The 25627-nt window shown below is 38.3% G+C and carries 24 protein-coding genes; 11 read left to right on the top strand and 13 right to left on the bottom strand.

Features of this window, described 5'->3' with window-relative positions:
• Positions 1-22: 22 nt before the first annotated feature.
• Positions 23-187, bottom strand: a complete 165-nt coding sequence (locus HEQ36_RS26105; protein ID WP_367272419.1) for an anacyclamide/piricyclamide family prenylated cyclic peptide — start codon at positions 185-187, stop codon at positions 23-25.
• Between the two features lie 714 nt (positions 188-901).
• Between HEQ36_RS26105 and HEQ36_RS23410 the strand changes: the two genes are divergently transcribed.
• The 4 genes from HEQ36_RS23410 to HEQ36_RS23395 all read left to right on the top strand — a co-directional run bounded on the left by HEQ36_RS23410 (position 902) and on the right by HEQ36_RS23395 (position 5503).
• Positions 902-2878: a PatA/PatG family cyanobactin maturation protease gene (locus tag HEQ36_RS23410; protein WP_168637024.1), complete on the top strand. Its 1977-nt coding sequence runs from the start codon at positions 902-904 to the stop codon at positions 2876-2878.
• Positions 2879-3102: 224 nt separating this feature from the next.
• Positions 3103-3306, top strand: a complete 204-nt coding sequence (locus HEQ36_RS23405; RefSeq protein ID WP_015081394.1) for a cyanobactin biosynthesis system PatB/AcyB/McaB family protein — start codon at positions 3103-3105, stop codon at positions 3304-3306.
• Between the two features lie 14 nt (positions 3307-3320).
• On the top strand, positions 3321-3509 hold the full coding sequence (locus HEQ36_RS23400; RefSeq protein ID WP_233455579.1) for a cyanobactin biosynthesis PatC/TenC/TruC family protein: 189 nt from the start codon (positions 3321-3323) through the stop codon (positions 3507-3509).
• A 536-nt stretch (positions 3510-4045) separates the two neighbouring features.
• Positions 4046-5503, top strand: coding sequence for an ammonium transporter (locus HEQ36_RS23395; RefSeq protein ID WP_168637023.1), 1458 nt, complete (start codon positions 4046-4048; stop codon positions 5501-5503).
• Between the two features lie 216 nt (positions 5504-5719).
• Here the strand turns inward: HEQ36_RS23395 and HEQ36_RS23390 are convergent, their stop codons facing one another.
• Both HEQ36_RS23390 and HEQ36_RS23385 read right to left on the bottom strand, forming a co-directional pair.
• On the bottom strand, positions 5720-7225 hold the full coding sequence (locus tag HEQ36_RS23390) for a pitrilysin family protein (RefSeq protein ID WP_168637022.1): 1506 nt from the start codon (positions 7223-7225) through the stop codon (positions 5720-5722).
• Between the two features lie 192 nt (positions 7226-7417).
• Positions 7418-8968, bottom strand: a complete 1551-nt coding sequence (locus HEQ36_RS23385) for a pitrilysin family protein (RefSeq protein WP_233455578.1) — start codon at positions 8966-8968, stop codon at positions 7418-7420.
• 177 nt (positions 8969-9145) lie between these two features.
• Between HEQ36_RS23385 and HEQ36_RS23380 the strand changes: the two genes are divergently transcribed.
• On the top strand, positions 9146-9760 hold the full coding sequence (locus HEQ36_RS23380) for a TetR/AcrR family transcriptional regulator (RefSeq protein WP_053539207.1): 615 nt from the start codon (positions 9146-9148) through the stop codon (positions 9758-9760).
• A 34-nt stretch (positions 9761-9794) separates the two neighbouring features.
• Here HEQ36_RS23380 and HEQ36_RS23375 read toward each other — a convergent pair whose 3' ends face one another.
• The 6 genes from HEQ36_RS23375 to HEQ36_RS23350 form a co-directional block, all read right to left on the bottom strand.
• Positions 9795-10235 carry a DUF4332 domain-containing protein gene (locus HEQ36_RS23375; RefSeq protein ID WP_039204813.1) on the bottom strand — a complete coding sequence of 147 codons (441 nt, stop codon included), beginning with the start codon at positions 10233-10235 and terminating at the stop codon, positions 9795-9797.
• Between the two features lie 306 nt (positions 10236-10541).
• Positions 10542-11342, bottom strand: coding sequence for a PhzF family phenazine biosynthesis protein (locus HEQ36_RS23370; RefSeq protein WP_053539206.1), 801 nt, complete (start codon positions 11340-11342; stop codon positions 10542-10544).
• A 29-nt stretch (positions 11343-11371) separates the two neighbouring features.
• Complete coding sequence (locus HEQ36_RS23365; RefSeq protein ID WP_168637020.1) at positions 11372-12256, bottom strand: Rpn family recombination-promoting nuclease/putative transposase; 885 nt, start codon at positions 12254-12256, stop codon at positions 11372-11374.
• 3 nt (positions 12257-12259) lie between these two features.
• Positions 12260-13108 carry an Rpn family recombination-promoting nuclease/putative transposase gene (locus tag HEQ36_RS23360; protein ID WP_168637019.1) on the bottom strand — a complete coding sequence of 283 codons (849 nt, stop codon included), beginning with the start codon at positions 13106-13108 and terminating at the stop codon, positions 12260-12262.
• Positions 13108-14730, bottom strand: a complete 1623-nt coding sequence (locus HEQ36_RS23355) for a radical SAM protein (protein WP_168637018.1) — start codon at positions 14728-14730, stop codon at positions 13108-13110. Before HEQ36_RS23355 ends, HEQ36_RS23360 begins: the two co-directional genes overlap by 1 nt.
• Positions 14731-14746: 16 nt before the next feature.
• Positions 14747-15001: a SemiSWEET transporter gene (locus tag HEQ36_RS23350; protein ID WP_027404936.1), complete on the bottom strand. Its 255-nt coding sequence runs from the start codon at positions 14999-15001 to the stop codon at positions 14747-14749.
• Positions 15002-15720: 719 nt separating this feature from the next.
• Between HEQ36_RS23350 and HEQ36_RS23345 the strand changes: the two genes are divergently transcribed.
• Positions 15721-16482, top strand: a complete 762-nt coding sequence (locus HEQ36_RS23345) for an ABC transporter ATP-binding protein (RefSeq protein WP_039204811.1) — start codon at positions 15721-15723, stop codon at positions 16480-16482.
• A gap of 89 nt (positions 16483-16571) precedes the next feature.
• Positions 16572-17039, top strand: coding sequence for a DUF29 domain-containing protein (locus HEQ36_RS23340; protein ID WP_027404938.1), 468 nt, complete (start codon positions 16572-16574; stop codon positions 17037-17039).
• 68 nt (positions 17040-17107) lie between these two features.
• Here HEQ36_RS23340 and HEQ36_RS23335 read toward each other — a convergent pair whose 3' ends face one another.
• Positions 17108-18343, bottom strand: a complete 1236-nt coding sequence (locus HEQ36_RS23335; protein WP_053539203.1) for an LL-diaminopimelate aminotransferase — start codon at positions 18341-18343, stop codon at positions 17108-17110.
• Positions 18344-18462: 119 nt separating this feature from the next.
• Between HEQ36_RS23335 and HEQ36_RS23330 the strand changes: the two genes are divergently transcribed.
• Positions 18463-18840, top strand: coding sequence for a nucleotidyltransferase domain-containing protein (locus HEQ36_RS23330; RefSeq protein ID WP_168637017.1), 378 nt, complete (start codon positions 18463-18465; stop codon positions 18838-18840).
• A 239-nt stretch (positions 18841-19079) separates the two neighbouring features.
• On the opposite strand, the gene HEQ36_RS23325 is transcribed toward HEQ36_RS23330, so the two are convergent.
• A complete protein-coding gene (locus HEQ36_RS23325) occupies positions 19080-19646 on the bottom strand; it encodes a thioredoxin family protein (protein ID WP_168637016.1) in 567 nt (188 codons plus the stop codon).
• Positions 19647-19699: 53 nt separating this feature from the next.
• Between HEQ36_RS23325 and HEQ36_RS23320 the strand changes: the two genes are divergently transcribed.
• Positions 19700-20104: an NIL domain-containing protein gene (locus HEQ36_RS23320; protein WP_027404943.1), complete on the top strand. Its 405-nt coding sequence runs from the start codon at positions 19700-19702 to the stop codon at positions 20102-20104.
• A gap of 265 nt (positions 20105-20369) precedes the next feature.
• Entirely contained in the window at positions 20370-21353 is a 984-nt protein-coding gene (locus HEQ36_RS23315) for a CHAD domain-containing protein (protein ID WP_168637015.1), read from the top strand.
• A gap of 14 nt (positions 21354-21367) precedes the next feature.
• Here HEQ36_RS23315 and HEQ36_RS23310 read toward each other — a convergent pair whose 3' ends face one another.
• Together HEQ36_RS23310 and HEQ36_RS23305 are read right to left on the bottom strand one after the other, a co-directional pair.
• Positions 21368-22144, bottom strand: coding sequence for an HIRAN domain-containing protein (locus tag HEQ36_RS23310; protein ID WP_168637014.1), 777 nt, complete (start codon positions 22142-22144; stop codon positions 21368-21370).
• Positions 22145-22269: 125 nt separating this feature from the next.
• Entirely contained in the window at positions 22270-23070 is an 801-nt protein-coding gene (locus HEQ36_RS23305; protein WP_233455577.1) for a HipA-like protein, read from the bottom strand.
• Positions 23071-23442: 372 nt separating this feature from the next.
• Here HEQ36_RS23305 and HEQ36_RS23300 point away from each other — a divergent pair, with 372 nt between their 5' ends.
• Complete coding sequence (locus HEQ36_RS23300) at positions 23443-25551, top strand: S8 family serine peptidase (RefSeq protein WP_053539198.1); 2109 nt, start codon at positions 23443-23445, stop codon at positions 25549-25551.
• Positions 25552-25627: the final 76 nt, after the last annotated feature.

Genomic DNA, 25627 nt, shown 5'->3' with positions numbered 1-25627 from the left:
GTGAGTGGTAGAATGGGGTGACTTACTCCGCGTCGTCGCCCGCAAAAGGGTTCCTTCTTATAGCTAATACGTTTTCATCTGCAATCCTAAGGGGTGTTACCCCCTGACCGCTTTGATCCTTAGCGGTAGAGATGGTTTCGCGTTCTACGGGAGCAACTTGTTGGGGGCGGATGTTTTTCTTAGTCATGGTGTGTTTTCCTTTTTGTTTGTTCGTTTAACTTCTTCGTAATGAAGAAGACTGGTTTGGTGAAGGCGTTAAATTGGTGTTGAAGGGTAATTTAACGAGTTGTCATTCACCAGAAGCTTTATATAAAACCTCTCTCCAAACCTCTCTCCTACAAGGAGAGAGGCTTTAAACTCTTTAAATTCTCAAGTTTTTTCCTGTTCCCTCTCCTCTTAGGAGAGGGTTAGGGAGAGGTAGAGTTTTAGTATTAACTAATGTGAATTTTTAAGAATAATCAATGCAACTGCCTACCATCAGATGATAAAAAGTGCAATTACTAATCAGTAGGCTAAGTGAAGCTACCCTGATTCTGATAATACGGACAATTATGATTCAAGGCAAGACCTTATCAATAAAAATTACTTATAGTAAACCAGGTTGTTAACACTCCTGTTTGCTTGATATTTCCGTGAAGCGGAAATCACTATCTCCTCCCGTCAAGTATTTGTAAATACTGATTTTCATCCACAGCACAGGAGAAAATAAACACTTGCTAAAACCGTTTTTTTTTGACATAAGAAAAAATTATATCCGTTAAAATATGTAAATTGAGTTGACATTTCAGCCGAATAATATGACAATTACTTTTGTGTTTTAGAAGCACAATCGTAATAAAATGCCATAAAATAGATATTTATGGCGCAAAATAGATATTTAAGCAGATAATTAACAAATTAAATGCCAAAATCCTCAATTAAAACAGAAATACAGGAATTATGGAACTTGACACAGGGTGATTCACAAATATGTGTAGCTATACTCGACGGATTGGTTGATCAATCTCATAATTGCTTTAATGCAGCAAATTTAACAAGATTGCCAACACTTATTCAGGGAGAAGCGACAGCTAATGGATCTATGTCTGGACATGGAACTCATGTAGCAAGCATCATATTTAGTCAACATAATTCCTCAGAATTACGGGGAATTGCTCCCCAATGTCGAGGGTTAATCGTCCCTATTTTTGGTGATAATAATAAGAAACTTTCTCAATTAGACCTATCTCGCGCCATAGAACAAGCCGTCAATGCTGGGGCGCATATTATCAATGTCAGTGCTGGACAACTCACTGATAATGGTGAAGCAGAAGGCTGGTTAGATAGGGCTGTGCAACTATGCAAAGATCACAATGTTTTAATTGTGGCTGCTGCTGGTAATGATGGTTGCGAATGTTTGCACGTTCCCGCATCTTTACCCACCGTATTAGCAGTAGGGGCAATGAATGACCAAGGTAAACCCATAGATTTTAGTAACTGGGGAGAAAGCTATCAAAACCAAGGCATTCTTGCACCGGGAGAACACATTTTAGGGGCAAAACCGGGGGGAGGGACACAAAAACTCAGTGGTACTAGCTTTGCTACTCCCATTGTTTCCGGTGTCGCTGCTTTACTCCTAAGTCTGCAAGTTCAGCGTGGTGAAACACCCGACCCCGCTAAGGTGAGAGCGGTTTTATTAGAAACTGCTATACCTTGCACAGATAAGGATACAGACGATATTAGTCGTTGCTTATTAGGCAAATTAAATATTTCTGGTGCATTAGCATATTTTACAGGAGGAACAATGTCCGAAGAATTAGATACAGTAGAAACCGTTGACAGTATTGAAGCTGCTGGTTGCGGTTGTGCAGAGATTACAAATAGTGCTGAACCAGAACCCAGCCCGGAAGAATTTATACCCCCTGAATTTTTCCCAGTAGTTCCTGCTGTGACAACTTCCGCACCTTTAACAAATTCATCCAATTCTCAATTTACTACCATGTCAAATCGTACATCTAATTACATTACTGCTAGTCAAGCACCCAGCGACCTCGCTGAAGTTAACTTAGTGTATGCTTTAGGTACACTGGGTTATGATTTTGGTTCAGAAGCCAGAAGAGACTCTTTTAAACAATTAATGCCGGGAGTACAAATAGACGGAACAGCAATTCCCGCTAATCCCTATGATGCGCGGCAGATGGTAGATTATTTAGGAGATAATCTTTCGGAAGCTAAATCTTTAATTTGGACTTTAAATTTAGAATTAACTCCTATCTATGCAATAGAACCAGGTGGTGCTTTTGCCAGAGATGTTTATGCTATTTTACAACAATTATTATCGGGACAAATTCAAGCAGAAGACAGCGAGAATTATGTAGAGAGAGTCAGTATTCCCGGTATTTTATCAGGACGCAGTGTGAAACTATTTTCTGGTCAAGTTGTGCCAGTAATTGAAGTTCCCAACATTCGGGGAATGTATGGTTGGAAGGTTAACACCTTAGTTCAAGCTGCTATTCAGACAGTGCAAGCACAAGCTTCAGAAGCACAAGAAGAGTCTATTCGTCGGACTTTGGGTAGTTTCCTCAGCCGTATTTATTATGACTTACGGAATTTAGGGACAACTTCCCAAGATAGGGCGTTGAATTTTGCCTCTACGAATGCTTTTCAAGCGGCTTCTACCTTTGCGGAAGCTGTGGCTACAGGTATGGAGTTGGATAGTATTACTGTAGAGAAAAGTCCTTTCTGTCGTTTAGATAGCGATTGTTGGGATGTAAAATTGAAGTTCTTTGACCCTGAAAATAGTCGTCGGGCGAAGAAGCTATTCCGGTTTACAATTGATGTGAGTGATATTATTCCTGTTACTTTGGGCGAAGTCCGTTCTTGGTCTACTCCTTATTAATAGTGGTAGGTTGGGTTAAGCAACAGCGCAACCCAACAAAGTCTTTTATCTCGTTATCTCGTTCCCAGTCTCTGACTGGGAATGCGGTTACAGAGGCTCTGACTCTGCTTTAATAGAAGGCAGAGCCTTCTAGAATTCATTCCCATACGGAGTATGGGAACGAGAAACGCGAAAAACGAGGAAATGAGAAATCAATTTCCAAAATCTACAATCTAAAATTGATTATGAGATTACCCAAACTTTCCCCTCCGGTAAAAAGACCAGATATTATTTATCCTCATCGTTCTGTTGATGTCATTCATGGTAGAGTCGAGGACTTAGTTAGCATTCGCATGGACTTATTACATGGTGCTAATTATAATGACCCCGCTGCATTTCAAAATCGTAGTTATCAGCAAATTAAATCTTCTTGCAGTTGTGTAATTTAGGAGTTATCAAAATTATGAGTAAACCAAAGAAAACCCCCGCAAATTCGAGTCAACCAGAACCCAAACAAACAGCAGAAATTAAACGTAATATTTTGTCAACTGGTTTGGAAGATTATGGTTTTTGGTCGCAGGAAATGGCTAGACAAAAAGCCCAACAAACTGAACCTGATAAACCTTTCCGTCGTGGTCGGATTTGGTGTTAGTTGGTGCGGTTTTCATATCCCCGACTTCTTTGAGAAGTCGGGGATCTAATTTTTTAATTTTTTAAAGAAGTATATCTTTACGTAATAAATATCAGATTTTTATATGCGAAGGATGTTCAATGGACATCTCCAGAAATTAAATATGCGTATCCTAGAACCCTTGTAGAGACATTCCATGGGTAGGGATTCTCGGCTCTACATTCTTTTCTGGAGATGTCTAATAGTGATTATAAATCCTGAACCATAGTAAATACTTATAGTATGGTGTGCAGTAATCTTATGTACTAAGTAATTGAACAAAATTAATTACACAAAAATCTGGGCTGAAATCCTTAACTGGCGAAGAATTGGTAAATCATCAATGTATAATTAATTTTATCGCGGTACTTATTGCAGAGTGAATAATTCACATAACCACAAAGAAAATGTACTCTTTAATACAGAATGTTTTTTTAATCAAATATAAAGTCAGCTAATTCTATTCAGCAAACATCAAGAAATCGGGAATTACTGAGTCAGCAATAAGAATAACAACCATGAATAAACGTATTCGTCCTTTATATCGTCTTTTAGCACTAGCTATAGGTGCAATGGTTTTGGCAATTTTTGCCCCCACAGTTGTCCAAGCTGCAGATCCTGTGACACTGGAATCCTTAAATGCCACAACTCAGCAATTACAAATTTCCATTGATACTACCTGGGTACTACTCACAGGCTTTTTAGTATTTTTCATGCAGACTGGATTTTCCATGTTAGAGGCAGGTTTGCTGCGCCGAAGAGGTGTAGTTAATGCCCTATTAGAAAACTTTATTGATGCGGCTGTCACCATTCTCATCTGGTGGGGTGTGGGCTTTGGCATCGCTTTTGGTACAAGTGCTGGTGGGTTTATTGGTACAGACACTTTTTTCTTAAGTCAATTACCAGTTAACGGTACTTTTACTAATGGTGGTGTACCAGGAATAGCTTCAGGACTCAATGCTTATACTTTGTTCTTCTTTCAGTTTGCTTTTGCGGCTACTGCCAGTACAATTACTACTGGGGCAATGGCTGGGAGAACGGACTTTATCGGTGATTTAATCTACAGCGCTGTCATGGCTGCGTTCAGCTATCCCGTGATTGTGCATTGGGTATGGAACTCCAGCGGCTGGTTATCGAAAATAGGTTTTCATGATTTTGCTGGTAGTACAGTGGTTCATACCGTTGGTGGTTGGACAGCTTTAGTTGGTGCTTTTTTACTTGGTCCACGCCCTGGACGAACTCCTTGGGGGCAGATTCCTCCAGCCCATAACTTAGGTTTGGCAGCTTTGGGAACTATGATTCTCTGGTTTGGCTGGTACGGCTTTAACCCCGGTTCAACCCTCGGTACTGGTAATCCTGGCTTAATTGGTTTAATCACCCTGAATACGACCCTGGGGGCTGGTGCTGGGGCGTTAGCGGCGCTGTTTTATCAATATAGTCGTTCACGTAAATGGGATTTAGTCTATTGTCTGAATGGTTCTTTGGCAGGTTTGGTAGGTATTACCGCTGGTTGTGCTTTTATAGCACCTTGGGCGGCGGTTGTGATTGGCTTAACTGGGGGAATTTTAGTAGTTTCAGGAATTGATATTATTGAATCATGTAAAATTGATGATCCTGCGGGAGCATTTTCTGTTCATGGTATTAATGGCATGATGGGTACACTTGCAGTTGGTTTTTTAGGTCAACCAGAACTGACTTTGAATAAAAAAGCTGGATTTTTATTAGGTGGTGGTTTTGATTTGCTGGGTGTGCAGATTTTGGGCGTAGTCGCAGTATCAGTTTTCACTCTTGGTTTTGCCTTTTTAATGTTTACTGGACTCAATGCTATTGGTAAGCTGCGTGTTAATCCTGAAGCTGATAAGGTGGGGATTGATAACTATGAACACGGTGCAACTGTCTGGTCTGATTTTCATGCAGTTGAGGAGCTTTTAGAGAAGGAAAAAAATAACTCCAAAAATCCTCAAGTAAGTCCGTAGGGTTTGCGGAATCAGTTGTTGGTGGGTTAGGTGCAAGCTAACCTACCCTCCGGCTAACACAAAAACACCAACCGGAAAAAAGTGATTTTATGGTGTTGACAAAAAATTTTCAGTGTGTTATCATAGTATTGACGAGGAAGAACTATTTTAAATTAATAACGAAAATAGCCAGATCCCCGACTTCTTTAAGAAGTCGGGGATCTAAATTAAATTCTATTAATTCTTAGCTGCTGGTTGAGTGCCTGTAATGGTAATATCTATGGTTGTGACTTTGGCGGCTAAATTGGTTAAGGGTTGTTTCATATCAGATTGGTTTCCGACTACTAAGGTGACTAAGTTTTCTGGTTTTAAGTATTTCTGCGCTACTCGTTTCACGTCTGCGGTTGTGGTGGTAGTGATGGCTTTTTGATAACGAAATAGGAAATCGGCGGGATAACCATAATATTCGTATCGCATTAATCTGGATAATGTTTGGCTAGGATCTTGAAAGTTGAAGACAAAGGAGTTTAAGGTGGAGTCTTTGGCTTTATTTAATTCTTGGACTGTGATATTTGCGGTTTGTAGCCGTTTAATTTCTGTTTCTAGGGATTTGATAAACTGAACTGTGGTTTCTGTGCGGGTTTGTCCTCCAGCGACGAATGTTCCTGGATAGTCAAACCGGGGACTCCACATACCATAGACAGAATAAGCTAAACCTTGACGCGATCGCAATTCATTAAATAAACGTCCGCCAAAACTATTTAAAACGCCATTCATGACATCTAAGGCTGGATAATCGGGATTGTCGAATTTTCCGCCTAAATGACCAAGTAAGACGCTACTTTGGGTGAGTTGAGGTTGATTAACGAAATATACACCACCTAAGTTAGCTTGAGTGACTTGTGGTAATGGGGTTTTGGCAATTTGCGGATTTGGTTCCCAGTCACCTAATTTGGCTTGTATGAGCGATCGCATTTTTTGAGCATTAAAATCACCCACAATCCCTAAAATGATCTTATTGGGGTGAAAATACTGTTGATAAAATTTCAGCAAATCATCACGGGAAATTTTATCGAGAGTTGCATATTCAACTGTCCGGGCATAAGGACTTTCTTGCCCATAAATTAATTTTCTCAACTCTCGACTGGCAATACTATTAGGATTATCATTGCGTCGAGCAATACTACCGCGAATTTGAGTTTTATCCACATCCAACTTTTCCTGTGCAAAAGCCGGTTCTCGAAGTACCTCAGTAAATAGCCCAAACACCATGTCTACGTCTTCAGTCAGGGCTTCAAAACTAGCACTGCCAGCAGCCTCACCCATATCTGTTTCCACAGAGGCAGCCCGTTGTTCTAGAATTTCATTTAATTCATCTGCGGAATGTTTTTGAGTGCCACCACTTCGCAATGTAGAACCCACCAAAGAAGCTAAACCTGCCTTTTCCGCTTGTTCCCAACGGCTACCTGTTCTGATTAGTGCTGTACCACTTACCAATGGTAGTTCATGATCTTCCATCAAATAAACTACTAAACCATTTTTTAGGACATACCTTTCATACTTAGGTAATTTAATTGCTGATACTGGCGGAAATTGTAATTCATTGTAATGCTTTGCTGTGGTTGCTGCCCAAGAAAAATTCAAATTTACGAGCAAACAAGCAACAACAATCACCAATGTAAAAACAAATCTTTGTCCCTTAGAAAAGTGGAATTTTTTGCTTTTCAAATCAAACCTCAACATATCTATCTTCAAATTTGGATCAGGATTTATGGCTAACGCCGCGCTTCGCTATCAAGATTAAAGGATTGACAGGATTAATCTTTAATCCTGTTTGAATTTTGGATTTCTAGCACAGCATGGCGCAAGTAAACCCACTATTCTTAATCGCCAAAAATCTTGCTCAATATTACTTTTGACTTATGCCTTGTGGTACTATCCTGGTTGTTTGGATAACAACTTGCCAACTATGCGATTTTCTGGTATAAATGTGGCTTGGGCTACTCTTTGAATATCTTCAGGAGTAACAGCGGCAATTTTCTCTAATTGCTGAAATAAATTGCGCCAAGAACCGGTTTTGACTTCATATTCTAACAACTGTGCTGCCATGCCGGAATTAGAATCAAGGCTGCGTAACAAACCGGCTCTGGCTTGGGTTTTTAGTCGTGCCAATTCCACCGCAGATACAGGTTCAGTTTTCAATTTATCAATTTCTTGGCGTAAGGCGATCGCTACTTCATCTACTGTTTTCCCTGGAGACGTGAGAGCATAAAAGAAGATCAGATTAGGATATTTATCTCCTGGAAAGCCACTAGAACCTTGAGCATTTAGAGCTAAACTTTGTTTTTCTACTAAAGACTTATAAAGTCTTGATGTTCTCCCGTCACTCAATAAACTGCCAATTATTTCATAAACTGCATTATCAGGATGAGTAACAGCCGGACGATGATAACCTTCTAAATACCAAGGTTGGGTAGATAGTTCTAAAGTAACTTCCCTGGTGGCGGTTTGCTGGGGTTCTACAGGTAATTTTTGTTGGGGTTTAGGTTTAGCTTGATAACGTCCAAAATAAGTTTGTGCCAGTTTTTTGACTTCAGCGGGATTGACATCGCCGACAATCGCAATTGTTAAATTACTGGGAGCATAATAAGCATCAAAAAACTTCTTAACATTCTCTGGTGTTAAGTTGCGAATATCTTGATCATAACCAATTACTGGTCGGCGATAAGGATGAACTTTGAAAGCCGCATCTATGAATTTTTCTACCATCTGACCGATAGGAGAATTTTCGACTCGTAAGCGTCTTTCTTCCAAAATTACTTCTTTTTCTTTATAGAATTCTCGAAATACAGGATCTAAAAACCGATCTGATTCCAAGGACATCCATAGTTCTAATTTATTCGATGGAAAGCTATAAAAATAGCGAGTAGCTTCGGAAGAAGTATTAGCATTTAAACCCACACCTCCAGCTTGTTCAACTATTTGCCCCATTTCGTTTTGTTTAACTAATTTCAGGGCTTGAGATTCTACTGATTTAAATTCAGTTTCTAACCCGACTATTTCAGCTTTTTTTTCGCTGGTTTTTGCAGTTTTGATTTGGTTATCTAAATTTTCTAACTTGGCTAAAAGTGGTGCTTCGGCTTGATAGTCTGTAGTGCCGATGCGCTTTGTGCCTTTAAATGCTAGATGTTCGAGAAAGTGGGCTACCCCTGTTTGTCCATCTGGTTCATCAATGCCACCGACATCAGCATAGGTGAGAAAGGAAACTACTGGGGCTTGATGTCTTTCTAAAACGATGAATTTTAGCCCATTATCCAGGCGAAATTCAGTGAGACGATTAATTACTTGTTCTAGGTAAGGTTGAATGGAACTTTGGGATTTTTGCAGGGCTAAAGCTGTTTCCGGTATCCATCCCCCACTAAATACTATTAACGCCAAAATGGTGGCTAATAGACGACGGAATGGGAATTTTTTAACGTTACCCATGAAGAAATTTAAAATTGTCTGGTGCATAAGCAAAAGTTAAAGTAAATTTACATTACTTGAGAAATAGACTACTTAACAAAAAGAGAGTTATCTTCTATTAAGCTTTTTGTATTTTTAGCATTTGGTGTTGCACAATAGGGCTACGAATCTTGTTTTAAAGATATCAAAATAACTACTATGCGGATTTTTAGTTCTCCTCCATCATCAGAAACGCAGACGCGCGGACGTATTTTGCAAGCAGCACAGCGGTTATTTGCAGCCAAAGGGTTCGAGGGAACTACAACCCGTGATTTAGCACAAACCGCAGGGGTAGCTGAAGGAACTCTCTTTCGTCATTTTGCCAATAAAAAAGCAATTTTGGTGGAAGTGGCCACTAGCGGTTGGGTGGATATTCTCACAGATTTACTGACAGAACTTAGCGAAATGGGTAGCTATAAGGCGATCGCTCAAGTTATGCGGCGACGGATGTGGAATTTACAAAAAAACGCCGATATTATGCGCGTTTGCTTCATGGAAGTGCAATTTCATCCAGATTTGCGCGATCGCATTCAAACAGAAGTTATTGATAAAATGACAGATGTTGCTGAAGCATTTTTTCAAACTGCAATAGATAAAGGCATCTATCGTCAGATGGATGCCAAACTTGGAGCTAAAGTTTTTTTAGGTTTATTTGCGATCGCCGGTTTCTCTGATCATACCCTCATAGACCCCAACGCCTCCCCCCAAGAAATGCAAAAAATGGCGGAGGGGTTAGCGGATATCTTTCTTAACGGTGTCCTAGCAAAGGAATAGGCAATAGGCAATAATTATTACCACTGACAACTGACTAATTACCCATTGCTTGCGCTTGATGACTCCACTGTTGTACTAATTCAACTGCTGGACACAAATCCCGGTTATGCAATGTCGCTACTTGCAAGCGCATAACTTGTCTATGCAATCTGTGAGTAGGAGTTTGGGCTAGTTGAGCTATGGAAATAACCCCAGAGTGAAGTAATACACCGCAATATTGAGTTCCTACACTGGGAACACGGGCTAAACCTGCTAAAACTACCCATTTATTCACAGAATGGATATTTACCTGTAATTTACCTGCTAATACTATTCTCTCTTCTGGAGTTTTTCCTCTTTTGATTAGTTCTTCTGTGGTATTAATGCCACAATTTTTGAGTTGAGCTTGATCTTCTGCACTCAATCCTGGTAAGTCTTTAACGGGCCAATCGGATTTTTGAAGTAAATTTCTATTAGTTGCACGGTTAGTGGTCATTTTTGGAGTTTTTAGTATGGGTTAATTTTATGTAAAAATTCAGGATTTACTGGGATTTTATTTTCTGAATTTTAACACTCTTATCAAATCGCCATCCCTCTTTAGGAATGTATTACTAACATTATCACCTATAAAAAATGGACCCTCCAATGTATTTACTGCTCAACTTCCTACATTAAAGGAGGTTTACAGTCAATAATGCCCGATAAGTGTCATCTTAAATATAAAAATTTAATTACAAATATTAACTTAATTCTTGTCTAAAGATCCCCGACTTCTCTAAGAAGTCGGGGATCTGATATATTCTTAACCTAAAGTTAATTGTCCTTGCATTACTATTACAGCTTGTCCAGATAGAAAGACGCGGTTGGCTCCTGGATAGTACATTTTCACCACTCCACCGCGATTGGAAGCTTGATAAGCCAAAAATTCATCTTTTCCCAATTTATCCCGCCAAAAAGGTGCTAAACAACAATGTGCTGCACCTGTTACCGGATCTTCATCAATTCCTAACATGGGGGCAAAAAAGCGGGAGACAAAATCATATTCTGAACCAGAATCAGCAATGCTAGTAACGATAATATCCGCCTTTGTTAAGGTTTTCATCTGCTGGAAATTCGGCTGCATTTCTCTGACTAATTGCTCAGATTCTACTTCTACTAAATAGCCGAGAGAATTTTGGACAACAGATTTACAAGTTACTCCTAAAACTTGACTTAATTCTGGAGGTGATTCCGCAGATTGAGAGAGATTCACCGGAAAATCTAACTGAATCCAATCATTTTCTAGTTTAGCTATTAGTATACCACTTTTTGTATAAAAACGCGCCTCCTGATTTGGTAATAAATGCCCTTGTGACCATAATACATGAGCGCTGGCTAAGGTAGCGTGTCCACACAGGGGAACTTCTACCGTGGGAGTAAACCAGCGCAAATTAAACCCATCATCTTGTTTAACTAAAAAAGCGGTTTCTGATAAGTTCATTTCCTGGGCGATATTTTGCATCCATGCTTCAGATTGTGGACTATCTAAAACACATACAGCCGCAGGATTTCCTTTAAATGGAGTATTAGTGAAAGCGTCTACTTGAGTAATAATTTGATTCATTTTCAGTCAGAAGGTAGAAATCTCTAAATCTATAATTCTGTGTGGGATTTTAGCCATTGTTCTAAGTCATTAATATCTCCAAAATCTAATAATGCTTCTCCGAGGTCTTCTAGCTGTGCTATTGTCAAGCTGTTAATACTTTCGATATGGCGAGTAATCAATTTTCCAAACCGCTTAGATAACTGCCGCAGCAGTAAGATTTTTTCACCTTCTTGTCTACCTTCCTGTCTACCTTCTTGTCTACCTTCTTGTCTACCTTCTTGTTCACCTTCCTGCTTTGCTTCTTGATATACCCTTGTTTGCTTAATATCACTTACTAAAAACATGGCTTCTATCTCCTGACGGCTTAATTGGGAAAACTTTGACACTAAGACAGTTTCCAATAACTCTATAATACCTTGTCTTTCTCTCTCATTGCTAACTTCTGTTTTTGTTCTTGCCATCAAGTTTTGAACTAATTGTGGTGATTGGTTTTCTTTACTGACAATTAATTCAATTAACCCTACACCTATTGAACCTGATGGTATTTCATCTAAATAAATTCGTTTGATGCGACCACTATTGACTAATTCTTGTTGGTAATTAGTTAATCTTTCCACATCTAAACTACGTTTAGCAAATAAAGCTACTGCCTGCCAGTCTTGTTCTGGTTTATATTGATTGAGATAAATATTTATCTCTGTGATTAATTCCCAGTAAAATTCTGGTTTATTTTGAAATTGGACTTCGACAAAATAGATGGGTTTTTCTTCACTATCTGGCATGAATATTCCATCAAATCGAAAGGCTTTTTCTTTGACTTCTACAGATGTAAACTCATAACCTTCCGCATTTTCTGTGGGTTGTCCCAGTAGTTCAAATAATAGAGTATGGAAGGTGAGGAAGATTTGATAGAATATTGTATCTGTGTGCATTATTTATGATTCTGTGTGGGATTTTAGCCATTCTTCTAAGTCGTTAATATCTCCAAAATCTAATAATGCTTCTCCCAGGTCTTCTAGCTGTGCTATTGTCAAGCTGTTGATGCTTTCAATATGGCGAGTAATCAATTTTCCAACCCGCTTCGATAATATTCGTAACAGTAAGCTTCTCTCACCTTCTTGTCTTCCTTCTTGTTCACCCTCCTGTTTGGCTTCTTGATATACCCTTGTTTGCTTAATATCACTCACTAAAAACATCGCTTCTATCTCCTGACGACTTAATTGGGAAAACTTTGACATCAAAACACTTTCCAGTAATTCTATAATACCTTGTCTTTCACTATCATTGCTAACTTCCGTCTTGGTTCTTGCCATTAAGGTTTTTACCAATTCCTGTGATTGGTTTTCTTTACTGACAATTAATTCAATTAATCCCATCCCTATTGACCCTGATGCTATTTCATCTAAATAAATTCGTTTGATTCTTCCACTATTGACTAATTCCTGTTGATAATTAGTTAATTTTTCTACATCTAAACTCCGTTTAGCAAATAAGGCTACCGCTTGCCAATCTTGTTCTGGTTTATATTGATTGAGATAAATATTTATCTCTGTAATTAATTCCCAATAAAACTCTGGTTTGTTTTGAAATTGGACTTCGACAAAATAGATGGGTTTTTCTTCACTATCTGGCATGAATATTCCATCAAATCGAAAAGCTTTTTCTTTGACTTCTACAGAAGTAAATTGATAACCTTCCGCATTTTCTGTGGGTTGTCCCAGTAGTTCAAATAATAGAGTATGGAAGGTGAGGAAGATTTGATAGAATATTGTATCTGTGTGCATTATTTATGATTTAATTCCAAGTTGGTAGCTTCTGCTAAATGCTTAATTAGTGTAGACTGAGGTAAGGGTCCATGTAAGTGATTCCAAGGTAAAATTTGCTCAGTTGACCAATTGCTGTGAACATAAAAATCTAAGTCGGGAATTTGTCCTTTCAGTTGTTTAAAAGCCCGTTTATAACTTCCCAAAGAGTCGCCAAAATCACGGGTTAATTCTAATAATGGAGAAAGTCGGCGATCGCCTCTCGACAACAAAGCCTGTATAATTGACCAATTATAGCTTTCTGGTCGAAACTCCATACCTTGAGGTTTTATTTGCTTTTGTAACAATTGCAACCGCTTTTCTGCTTGCTTATTTACCCCAAACCATTGAAATGGTGTGTGTGATTTGGGGACAAAGGTACTACACCCCAGTGTTAACCGCAAACCAGGAGCAGCTTTTCTTACGCCTTCCATCATTTTTACAGTTGCGTCCACATCTTCTGCTTCTTCCCCAGGAATTCCCACCATTCCATAGAGTTTTAAACTAGATAAACCACCAGCTTTTGCATTGATAGCTGCTTGGATAATTTCATCATTATGTAATTTTTTATTGACAATTTTCCGAACTTTTTCCGAACCACTTTCCACCGCAATTGTCAATGATCTTGTATCTCGTTTTGCCAAAGTTTCGGCTAATTTAACTGTAACTGTATTGGTTCTTACAGAAGCCACACTCAACCGCACATCATCATATTTTGGTTGACCAATATAATCTAATAATTCTGTAAATTCTGGATGTTGAGTAACAGAAGCCCCCAACAAACCCAACCGACTTGTAACTTTTAAACCCCGTTCAATCCCAGGAATTAAAGAATTTTCCAAACTCGCAGTTCTAAAAGGCAACGTTAAATAACTAGCTAAACAAAAGCGGCACATTTCGGGACAACTCCGCACCACTTCCACCATATAAATATTTTCCCAAGCCGCTTTTTCTGTCACCACAGTAGAAGCAGAAAGAGTATTGCCTCGATAAGTTTGCTTTTGGATAATTGGGGGAATTTCCTCTGAAATCGGATTAATTGATTTTATTTCCCCATCTGGGGTAACATATTCTATTACATATAAACTAGGAATATAAATTCCCGGAACTTGGGCTAAAGTTTTTAACTGAGTTTCTCTATCAGCATTTCTGACTTTTTTATAAGTATCTATAAAATCGCCAAGCAGATTTTCACCATCTCCCAATAAAATCACATCGAAAAATTCGGCATAAGGTTCAGGATTAGCCGTCAAAACTGGTCCACCACCAAAAACTAAAGGATAATTTTGATTGCGAGAATCAGCCCGAATGGGAATTTCTAAAGATTCCAAAAGATTAAAAATATTCACATAATCTAATTCCCAAGACATCGAAAAACCTAATAATTCTGGATGTCTAGGAAGTTGTTCCCGAATATCAGTAAATAAGCGACTTACCTGCAAATCATCACGCATGGCCAAAGTCGCCCATACCACCTGATAACCCAGGCTAGTTATCCCCACAGTGTACTCATTGGGAAAGGCGAAAATTACGGGAATGGCATCGTGCTTGGGGGTTGCAGGGGTAAATAGAAGGCGTTCGCAGTCAAATACAGATGATGTCACAGCTTTTTTAGTAAGGTTATCTATATTTAATTTTAAGCCATAGAATAATCAAGTTAAAACATAATGTCACCCCATTAGCGAGAATAACGGGCAAAGCACCGAGAATAATCCCATAGACTAACCACAGAAACAAACCACTCATGAAGACTATCAGCATCACATAAGAAACATCTTTTGCTGATTTCGTGCGCCATATTTGGAACATTTGTGGTAAAAAAGCAATAGTAGTTAATGCCCCTGCAACTAAGCCTAAAATGGTGATAAAATCCATGTTCAATAATATATCCTGATTTTAAAGATTATACTCCATTAATTGCAGATATTTAGCTCAATAGTAGAAATTAAAAATTGAAAAAGTTTGTTAGATTATGTTATTTGAATCTTATATCCGGAAAAAATATTATTTGTGAGTTATTGTTTTGATGATAATGTGGGCATTCTATGGGAACACCAAAAAATAAATTACCCAATTTCGTGGGATGGGCATCCTACCCGTCCTTGATGATTAGCGGGCAAGATGCCCGCACCACAAGAAATTTTTGGGTATTTTTTTAATTGGAAGTCCCTATAAGAATAAGTAGGTGAACACAATAAAACCAAACTGTGTAAAGAAACGTAAAATCGCTGAAAACTTCTTTACTCTTGCCTCTTGCCTCTTGCCTTGCCATAACAACAATTTTCAACGCCAACCTACTTATCCATTAAAAAAGCTAAAAACCGAATAAAATAAATCCTTTGCTGACAAGCCTTTCAAGACTTAACGGGAAAAGTCAGAATTCTACATGAGGCGTAATGCGATCGCCTAAACAGATCATATAAATATGTGTATGTGTAGACCCCGTAGTTGCCCTCATAATTAGAGGGTTAATGATTAATATCAATTCTACATGATGCGATCGCCCAAAAAATCCCATAATATATGTAGGGACGATCCCCCCGTGGTTCTCCTAATCTTTACTACAATTATATTTTACATAAGGATAAATCTTTGTGGATGATACTCTGACAATAACTAATGCAAATATTCCCCATGCACCAGAATTAGCAATTATTCGATTAGAGGATATTTTCAAAATTTATGGAATTGGGGAAATAGAAGTTAAGGCACTGAATAATGTAAATTTGGTGATCACACAAGGCGAATATTGTTCGATTATGGGACCCTCTGGTTCGGGCAAATCTACAGCTATGAATATTATCGGTTGTTTAGATCGTCCTAGTAGTGGAAATTATTATTTAGATAATTTGAATGTCGCGCAAATGAATGATACTGAATTGGCGCATATTCGCAATAGAAAACTCGGTTTTGTCTTTCAACAATTCCATTTATTAAATCAATTAACAGCCCTAGAAAATGTCATGCTGCCAATGGTATATGCTGGTGTTAAACCTGGGGAAAGAAAAGATCGGGCGACATCCGCATTAATCAAAGTTGGCTTAGAAAAACGTCTCAACAACAAACCTACCCAATTATCAGGGGGACAACAACAAAGAGTAGCGATCGCTCGTGCCATTGTCAACAATCCTGTTGTTCTCCTCGCAGACGAACCCACTGGCGCACTTGATTCTCATACTACCCAAGAAGTATTAGACTTGTTCAGTGAACTTAATAGCAGTGGTATTACCGTTGTTATTGTCACCCATGAATCAGAAGTTGCGCGACAAACTAAACGGATTGTTTGGTTTCGTGATGGTGAAGTTGTTCATTCTCATCTGACTCCCCATGAATTACATGAAGTTGTCACATCTTAAATACAGCAGGAGGGAAAAGATAAGAGTTTGATGGCTTAATTTTCTTACTTCACTAAATCAAAATTTGCACTGGGAGTAAATCTAAAAAGATGTCTAACACCCTATATGATAGCGATTTGCAATTATGGATTGAGCAAACAATTCAGCAGTTACAAAATCATGAATTTGAGTCGCTAGATATTCAGCATTTGATTGAGGAGTTAGTTGATTTGGGTAAATCGGAGAAGAATACGCTCAGAAGTAATCTCAAAATTTTATTGGCTCATTTACTCAAGTTAAAGATTCAACATGATGCACCTGATTCGATGAAGGGAAGTTGGTACAGTTCAGTTGTGGAACATCGTCAGCGGGTTCTGGATAATTTAGCCGATACTCCCTCTCTTAAAAGTTTCTTGGTTGAAGCTATAGAAAAAGCTTATCCCGACGCTCGTAAGTTAGCAATTAAAGAAGCTAAATTTGCCAAATTTGGGGTGCGGATACCGGAAGAAAGTGAATATCCTATCACCTTTCCTTTTTCGATTGAGCAAATTTTAAATGAGGACTTCTACGGATTGTAAATGACAGGAGAAGTTTCATTTCACAAAAGTAAGGTGGGAATTACCCACCATAAATTATTAAACTTGAATTACACCTTAAACTTAGCGGTGATTCGCTTCATGGCTTCTTCCACATTTTCCCGACTATTAAAGGCAGAAATGCGGAAATAACCCTCACCCGCAGCCCCAAAACCAGAACCGGGAGTTCCTACTACATTCACAGTTTCTAATAATTTATCGAAAAATTCCCAACTAGATAAACCATGAGGAGTTTGCACCCATACATAAGGGGCATTTACACCACCATAAACATTTAAACCAGCATTTGTCAGTTCTTCACGAATGATTTTAGCATTGTCTAAATAGAAGTTTACCAAAGCTTTGATTTGTGTTTGTCCTGCTTCTGAATAAACCGCTTCTGCACCACGTTGAATAATATAAGAAACGCCGTTAAATTTGGTAGACTGACGACGATTCCAGAGTTTCCAAAGTTCGACATTAGTACCGTCAGCAGCTTTAGCTGTGAGGTTTTTGGGAACAACAGTTAAAGCGCAACGAGTTCCGGTAAACCCAGCATTTTTGGAGAAAGAACGAAATTCAATAGCACAATCTCTCGCACCTTCGATTTCAAAAATAGAATGAGGTAAGGTAGGATCTGTAATAAATGCTTCGTAAGCAGCATCAAAGAAGATAATTGAACCGTTAGCTTTGGCATAATTTACCCAGGCTTGCAAGTGTTCTTTAGTTGCAGTTGCACCTGTAGGATTATTAGGAAAGCAAAGATAAATTAAATCAACTTTTTGGCTAGGAATTTCCGCTGTGAAATTATTTTCAGCGGTGACAGGTAAATAAACTAAACCACCATATTCACCTTTTTCATTCGCGTCTCCCGTGTTACCTGCCATGACGTTGGTATCTACGTAAACGGGGTATACTGGGTCTGTAACGGCGATAATGTTATTTTTGCCAAAAATATCGAGAATGTTGCCAGAATCGCACTTAGAACCGTCGGAAATGAAGATTTCATCGGCTTCTATGGCTGCTCCCCGTGCCTGGAAGTCGTGGGTGGCGATTTTCTCCCTTAACCAAGCATAACCTTGTTCTGGTCCATATCCTTTAAAAGATGAGCGATCGCCCATATCTTCTACAGCTTTAATCATGGCTGTGCGACAAGCTTCTGGTAAGGGTTCAGTGACATCACCAATCCCCAAGCGAATGATTTTAGCATCAGGGTTAGCTTGGGCAAAAGCATTTACCCGTCGCGCAATTTCTGGAAACAGATAACCAGCTTTGAGTTTCAGGTAGTTGTCGTTAATTGTAGCCATAGTAAATTTTGAGAAAAAAGACAATCATACACTATCTTACTTTGAGTAATGTCTGATAGAGCAATTTTCCATAAAATCGAGTTATAATTATTTTAGAAAATTCCCGTATTTGAGAAACTATGAGTCTCATTAATGAAGCTACTAAACAACGAATTATCAAAGAGGTTTTAGAGGCTAGAAAAAATCGTCCTCAGTTTCTAGTTGCTATGCAAGAACGCCAAAAGCAAGGTTTAAAAATTGCTCGACAATGTGCCAAAATATTGAAAGAAAGATTTGGTGCAGAAAAAGTTGTCTTATTCGGTTCTTTATTGGATCATCAACAAATGAGTTGGCGTTCTGATATTGATTTAGCTGTTTGGGGTTTACCGGAAAAAGATTATTTTAAAGCAGTGGGTGTTCTTTTGGATATTGCTGAAGATTTTTCTCTTGATTTAATGGAAGCACAACACGCTAAACCTTATATTTTACCTGCAATTTCTCAAGGAATAGAGCTATGATTGCATTGAGGAGAAAAATTGCTGAAGAACTAATCAAGCTTGAAGAATTGGTAAATAGAGTTAATAGATTATGAACGAATACAAAGATCCCCGACTTCTTGAAGAAGTCGGGGATCTGAACCTCCTTTCCTTTATAAATCAAATAGGATTGCTATATTTATGGAAGATATAAATAAATTTGATGCTTTTTTAGTCAATAATTAAATAATACCAATTCCCAATTCCTAATCCCCAATCATCTAATTTACAACTTGATTACTATGACTGCGAGGATCATCTTGATTACTATCTGTGGCGACTCGTGCAGAAAATTGCGAGGTTTTGCCATTACCTTGAATGTGGGGAAGGGTAGAACCGGCAATTAAGGCTTCTAAATTACTAGCCATAATGGTGCGGGGAATATCACCAATGGTTTCAGCGATGGTTTCTCCTTGTTTACCCAAAAATACAAAGTGGGGAATGCCATCTACTCGATATTTGAGCATTTCTGGCAACCATTTGGTATTATCAACATTCAACATGACAAAATTCAGGTTGTTATTGTACTTTTCTCGGAGTTTGGCCATGTCGGGTGTCATCTTCTGGCAAACTGTACACCAATCGGCGTAGAACTCGACGAGAGAAGGTTTTCCATTGCTGACAGCTACTTCTAAGGGAATAGCAGTTTTACCCAATTCCGCCAGGGAAACTGAGGTAGAATCAGTTTTAAGTCCCAGGAAGAGGGCAACTCCCAAAGCGATCGCTACAATAGCAATTAAGAAGTTTTTGATGCGGTTACTAGAATTTACAGGGGCTTCGGTACTCATAATCAATTTATTAAGACTTATTAACTTAGTTCATCTTACTGTTTTCTTACATAATGAAAAAAAGAGTTACCCTGACTTTTCCCAAACGGGCGATTCAAATGCCTGTTACCTACCGACTAGCAAAGGATTTTAATGTCGCTGCGAATATTATCCGCGCCCAAGTTGCGCCGAATCAAATTGGTAAACTAGTAGTAGAATTATTGGGGGATATTGATCAGTTAGATGCAGCAATTGAATGGATGCGATCGCAACATATTCATGTTTCCCTGGGTTTAGGTGAAATAGTTATTGATGAGGATGTATGTGTTCACTGCGGTTTATGTACGGGAGTTTGTCCCACTGAAGCCCTAGCTATTAATCCAGAGACATATAAACTCACCTTTGTGCGATCGCGCTGCATAGTCTGTGAACAATGTATTCCTACTTGTCCAGTACAAGCTATTTCCACTAATCTTTAAACAACAATTAAGTATTAATTCAAGTTGTGAATTATCTACTTGAGGCTGGTAATTGGTAATAAAATTCCTGGTTTCATCCTGTTCATCCTTTAATCCTGGACATCCTGTTCGCGTAGCGTGGCGTTAGCCATTTCTGACAATGTTCATCCTTTAATCCTGGATATTGGTAATAAAATTCCTGGTTTCATCCTGTTCATCCTTTAATCCTGGACATCCTGATTCAGACAATGTTCATCCCTTAATTCTGGACATCCTAATTCTGACAATGAAAATCTCCTCAGCAACATCAATCAAAACTCTCGGTGAAACTGCACACCAAGCCATTGAAAACCACTTGACAAAAACCATAAAATGGGAAAAAGCAGTTAAAAGAGACGAAGATCCAGAACCACTTCACCAAATGCGAGTGGGAATGCGACGGTTAAGAACTGCTGTGAGTAGATTTGAAAGATATTTATTTTTACCAAAATCAGTTAGTGATAAAAATATTGGTAAATTTGCCCGCATTTTAGGTAGTCTCCGAGATTTAGATGTCCTTGCAGAAATTCTCGAAAAGAATTACAAACCGCATTTACTTGAAAAAGAACAAAAATCTCTAGAAACAGCTTTTACAGAATTGCATAAACAACGAGAAAATGCCGTTTTTCATGTTCAGAAAATATTTAAAGATGAAACTTATAAATCTTTTAAAAATGAATGTGAAAATTGGTTAAAAAATCCCAGTTATCGCAGTTTCTCATCTATACCAATTTATCACATCTTACCAGATTTACTCTCACCAGAAGTGAGTGAATTTTGCTTACATCCAGGATGGCTAATTGGCACTAAAATTATCGAATCAGAAATAGTAGTCCAAACAAAATGGACACCCAACCAATTAGAAGAACATCTAAAAACAGAAGGTAAAACTCTCCATGATTTGCGAAAACAAGCCAAGCGTCTCCGCTACCAAATGGAGTTATTTACTGAATTATATGGTGAGTCTTTTTCCGCATATATTCATGACATTAAAAGCATCCAAGAAATCTTGGGAATGATCCAAGATAATATGGTTTTACATGAATGGTTAGAGAATATCTTCAAATCAGAACTGGATACTCAATTAGGTGGATTAACGACGCTACTAGCCGCAAATCGTTATCAATTGTGGCAAGAATGGCAACCACTACAACAACGTTATTTGCAAGCAGATACTAGATATAATTTACATTTAGTGGTATTACAACCTATGGTAGAAAATGTTAAATAAGCTTTTGCAAATTCCTAATAATAACCGCTTGCTGTTATGATATTATCAATCACCAGTGGTTGATATTCTGGACTAGAAAAAGGGCGAAAGTCATCTTTACACAAAGTAGTTATGTGACACAATAGGCGAAACTGAAGTGGTGTAGGTGGTAGATTTACACGCTCTACTTCCAGCCTGACTGAACTAGGGTCTTTCCAAATCAGATCAAAAACTTCACTTCGTAAGTAACGCGGACAATAGCCTACAATATGATGATCTTCTGTGTTTAAAGTTAATGCTTTAGGATCATGAGGGTTTTGAAATTCATGAGCTAACCATAACTTTTCTGTTGACACAAAATGATTAATTCTTTCAATGGCACATTTAGGTAGGTGTCGTAGTCCGTGAGCAAAAAAGTGTAATTGATATTCTCCTTTTTCATCTGCTTCTGGACAGGGGAAAACAGCAAGACTATCTGTTTCTCGTTGTCCACCACTTCGGGCTAAAATTGCGAGGGGATCATCTTCTAGTTCTGAAATATTTAACCATTGCAGAAAATTAGCATAATCAGGACGGGAACGAGACATCAAACGATTAGAGAAAATTGGAAATAAATGGATTGATGTATATACTTTTTCTAAATCAGGAAATGAATATAAAGGTTCAAAACCACAGGTATTTTGTACCTCTTTAACACTTTGGGTATACACAAATTTGTACTTTGTGCCATCATAAGTCAATCTACCAATTGTAAACCAAGAGCGACTATGGGTATCTTGCCAAGCTAAAAATAGTGTTTGAGGTGTTTTCACTCTAATAATTCCTTTAAATTAAGTAATCTATTTTGGTTCAATTCCAGAATCTTTTGTGCAAATTCGACTGCTATATTTGATATCCGCTTTTGTGGAATTCGGTTTAAAATTAAGAGAGTATCTGCTTAAGATATACGTTCAAGATGTTCTAGCCAAATCATAGCAGATTGGGGATAACGAAGCGCAGACCGATAAAATACATCAAGAGTTTTCAGTGGCTTTTTATCTTCTGCACTACTATAAAAAGCAGATTTGCACTTGTTGATATATGAATCCACCGAGCATTTTTGTCTCTTTTCGTCATATAGTTCCCGTCCTAAAGAAGATGCATGATCATAAGTTGGTGCTAAGTGTATAGTTTCTGTTATATTGGGTGTCAATTTACTTCTTACTAAACCCCAATTGTGATGGTGACGATCTCCATTACCAATCCAAGCATCTAACATGAGGTAGCCAACAAACACTTCTACAGCTTTCTGAATACCACTTGGTGCTGTCCAACCAATAGGGAGATTAATATGATCTGCTTCTAGCACTTTTAGCACAATATCTATTGTATGTTGTGAAACGCCATATTTTTCAAATGTGGGATAGTTCGGCACAATTGGAGTGAGAATTTCATTGCCATGAATTAGTGTCTCACCTTTTGACAAGAATGAAGGTGAAACTACACCAAGATTTCCTTTCCAAGTTTCTGCTAGATCATAAATAGCATGGGGTAATCCTAAAAGCTCACACAATTCAGATGCAACTTTTTCTGCCCAGTCCTGTCCGATATATTGTGATTTTATCTGTTTATATAAACAATAGTCAAGTTCTTTATGCTTAAACCAAAATTTTGTATTAGTTCCTATTACCTCATCATGAGAAAATTCATAATACTCTTGGACGACAAAAATAATAGGAAATTTTGGCTTAAATTCCATGAGATTATTAACAGTAGATATTATTTGGATTCAGTCTAGCCTGTTTATTAGTTTATTATGTCACATAGTAAGTAGGTAAACAAAATAAAAATGAGGGGTATTGCGTTTTGTAAAATGGCTGAAACTCAATCAGAATCTCGCATTGAGACAACTTTACATACCGTTATATACCTTTAAATTTTTCTGTTCACCTACTTATTTTATTATTCCAAGAATAGCCGCATCCCCAATGTATCATTTTTCCATCTCTCTACGAGAAATAGATTCCCATTAAAGACTGATACTCTCAAACTGAGATTCACATTTTCAGAGAATTTATGCACTAATATCTAGACACAAGCCAAATTAATTTTCCACCAATCCCCAATTCTTATGAGTGATAATATTAATCCTGCGAATTTTCCTGAATCAGATGTAGCAAATAACAGCCAGTCACTAACCTTACAACGCGGTGGTGAAGAGTTAATGCTAGAAAAAACGCTTTATCGTTTTACTATCCGTCCAAATGTTAATTTTCCCCATGAAAAATTAACACAGATTCCTGGTAGCGTATGGCGGCGGAGTATTCCTCAAGCGAAACTAGAATTATATACGGTTTTTCCTAATCAGCTAGATGCAGTCATGTCTCAACTCCGTGCTGATGAAAATGTAGATTTTGTAAGTCATGTTTATACATTGGAAAATAATCCTGGAACTTTTGTTTATCTCAGTGACCAAATTACAATTCAATTTGCTACTTGGGTAGATAATACTAAAATTAATACTATTACCAGTACATTGAATTTAGTTCAAGATCAACCAGTAGTTGGCATCCCAAATACCTTTGTTTTTCTTGTTAGTAAACAATCCACACAAAATCCCGTTAAAATTACCAATTATTTACAAACATTGCCAGAAGTTTTAGCGGCTGAACCCAATATTCTCATTCAGCAAGAACCCCATTATAAACCCAAGGATTCTCTTTATTCCCAGCAATGGTATCTCAATCATAATAGTAGTAATCAATTGGTAGCTGGTTCGCATATTTCCGTAGAACAAGCTTGGGATACTACTCGTGGTGTGCGTTCTATAGTGGTGGCTGTAGTAGATGATTCCTTTGATTTAAAACATCCAGATTTTCAAGGTACAGGTAAAATTATTGCTCCTAGAGATCTAAAAGAAAATGATTTTTTACCCTTACCTGGAGAAAAAGAAACCAGTCATGGAACTGCTTGTGCAGGATTAGCTGTAGCTGAAGAAAATGGTTCGGGAATTGTGGGAGTTGCTCCTGGTTGTGCAATGATGCCCATTCGCACTACTGGTTTTTTAGATGATCAATCAATTGAGGATATTTTTGATTGGGCAGTAGAAAAAGGCGCGAGTGTAATTTCTTGTAGTTGGGGAGCTTCTGCTGTTTATTTCCCCCTTTCTATTCGGCAAAAAGCGGCTATTAACCGGGCTGCTACCAATGGACGCAAGGGGAAAGGATGTGTGATTGTTTTCGCAGCCGGAAATGCTAATCGTCCCATTAATGGGACTGTAAATGAACAGAATTGGCCGAAAAATATTGTCCAAGGTAAGACAAATTGGTTGAGCGGTTTTGCTGTTCATCCTGATGTGATGACTGTATCTGCATCTACTAGTTTGAATAAAAAGGCTGCTTATAGTAATTGGGGAGGTAATGTTTCTGTTTGCGCTCCTAGTAATAATGCTCCCCCAGGAATGTGGTTTCAAGAAACTGGTTTTGTGTATACACAACCGGCAATTGTTTCTTCTCTATTTGGATTGGGAGTATTTACAACAGATCAAATAGGTGCGGCTGGTTATGATGCTGGAAATTTTACTAAAAACTTTGGCGGTACTTCTAGTTCTACTCCCATTGTGGCAGGAGTAGCGGCTTTGGTATTATCAGCTAATCCTGATTTAACGGCTCAACAAGTTAAACGGATTCTGCAAGATACGGCTGATAAAATTGTGGATAATAACCCTGATCTTCAGTTGGGTGTGAGTGGGGGTACTTATGATAGTAATGGTCATAGTCAATGGTTTGGTTATGGCAAAGTCAATGCAGCTAAGGCTGTGAGACTAGCGCAGCAGATGGGTGTGGTTGCCAAAATTACGAATAAACAAATCCAGGTCAAAAATTCTCAGGTTGTGAATATTCCTGATAATAATAGACAGGGAATTAAAAGTACGATCGCTATTAATGAAGCTGTCAATGTCACAGATATCCAAGTTACCGTGAATATCACCCATGATTTTTTAGGAGATTTAGAAGTTTATTTAATTGCTCCTAATAATCAGCGGATATTATTACAAAGTCGCACATTAGGTCGTCGTAACCAATTACAAAATACTTACACAGTGCGATCGCATCCTGCCCTTAAACAATTACTTTCTTTACCCGCGAAAGGCAACTGGCAATTACAAGTTATTGACTACGCTACCCTAGATGTCGGCAAACTTAATAACTGGGAATTGGTAATTGGTTTCGGGAAGTGAGGGAGTAGGGGGAGTAGGGGGAGTAGGGGGAGTAGGGGGAGTAGGGGGAGTAGGGGGAGTAGGGGGAGTAGGGGGA

The sequence above is a fragment of the Anabaena sp. 54 genome (genome assembly GCF_017355725.1).
GTDB lineage: Bacteria > Cyanobacteriota > Cyanobacteriia > Cyanobacteriales > Nostocaceae > Dolichospermum > Dolichospermum heterosporum.
The sequence above is the reverse complement of the archived record's forward strand: the minus strand, read 5'-3'. Positions and strand labels throughout refer to the sequence as shown.

Coding starts and splice junctions, on each gene's coding strand:
- HEQ36_RS23410 (WP_168637024.1), top strand. CDS start 902: ATGCCAAAATCCTCAATTAAAACAGAAATACAGGAATTATGGAACTTG.
- HEQ36_RS23340 (WP_027404938.1), top strand. CDS start 16,572: ATGTCTAACACCCTATATGATAGCGATTTGCAATTATGGATTGAGCAA.
- HEQ36_RS23305 (WP_233455577.1), bottom strand. CDS start 23,070: ATGGAATTTAAGCCAAAATTTCCTATTATTTTTGTCGTCCAAGAGTAT.
- HEQ36_RS23400 (WP_233455579.1), top strand. CDS start 3,321: ATGAGTAAACCAAAGAAAACCCCCGCAAATTCGAGTCAACCAGAACCC.
- HEQ36_RS23360 (WP_168637019.1), bottom strand. CDS start 13,108: ATGCACACAGATACAATATTCTATCAAATCTTCCTCACCTTCCATACT.
- HEQ36_RS23365 (WP_168637020.1), bottom strand. CDS start 12,256: ATGCACACAGATACAATATTCTATCAAATCTTCCTCACCTTCCATACT.
- HEQ36_RS23370 (WP_053539206.1), bottom strand. CDS start 11,342: ATGAATCAAATTATTACTCAAGTAGACGCTTTCACTAATACTCCATTT.
- HEQ36_RS23350 (WP_027404936.1), bottom strand. CDS start 15,001: ATGGATTTTATCACCATTTTAGGCTTAGTTGCAGGGGCATTAACTACT.
- HEQ36_RS23405 (WP_015081394.1), top strand. CDS start 3,103: ATGAGATTACCCAAACTTTCCCCTCCGGTAAAAAGACCAGATATTATT.
- HEQ36_RS23390 (WP_168637022.1), bottom strand. CDS start 7,225: ATGTTGAGGTTTGATTTGAAAAGCAAAAAATTCCACTTTTCTAAGGGA.
- HEQ36_RS23335 (WP_053539203.1), bottom strand. CDS start 18,343: ATGGCTACAATTAACGACAACTACCTGAAACTCAAAGCTGGTTATCTG.
- HEQ36_RS23385 (WP_233455578.1), bottom strand. CDS start 8,968: ATGGGTAACGTTAAAAAATTCCCATTCCGTCGTCTATTAGCCACCATT.
- HEQ36_RS23325 (WP_168637016.1), bottom strand. CDS start 19,646: ATGAGTACCGAAGCCCCTGTAAATTCTAGTAACCGCATCAAAAACTTC.
- HEQ36_RS23320 (WP_027404943.1), top strand. CDS start 19,700: ATGAAAAAAAGAGTTACCCTGACTTTTCCCAAACGGGCGATTCAAATG.
- HEQ36_RS23380 (WP_053539207.1), top strand. CDS start 9,146: ATGCGGATTTTTAGTTCTCCTCCATCATCAGAAACGCAGACGCGCGGA.
- HEQ36_RS23375 (WP_039204813.1), bottom strand. CDS start 10,235: ATGACCACTAACCGTGCAACTAATAGAAATTTACTTCAAAAATCCGAT.
- HEQ36_RS23300 (WP_053539198.1), top strand. CDS start 23,443: ATGAGTGATAATATTAATCCTGCGAATTTTCCTGAATCAGATGTAGCA.
- HEQ36_RS23315 (WP_168637015.1), top strand. CDS start 20,370: ATGAAAATCTCCTCAGCAACATCAATCAAAACTCTCGGTGAAACTGCA.
- HEQ36_RS26105 (WP_367272419.1), bottom strand. CDS start 187: ATGACTAAGAAAAACATCCGCCCCCAACAAGTTGCTCCCGTAGAACGC.
- HEQ36_RS23330 (WP_168637017.1), top strand. CDS start 18,463: ATGAGTCTCATTAATGAAGCTACTAAACAACGAATTATCAAAGAGGTT.
- HEQ36_RS23395 (WP_168637023.1), top strand. CDS start 4,046: ATGAATAAACGTATTCGTCCTTTATATCGTCTTTTAGCACTAGCTATA.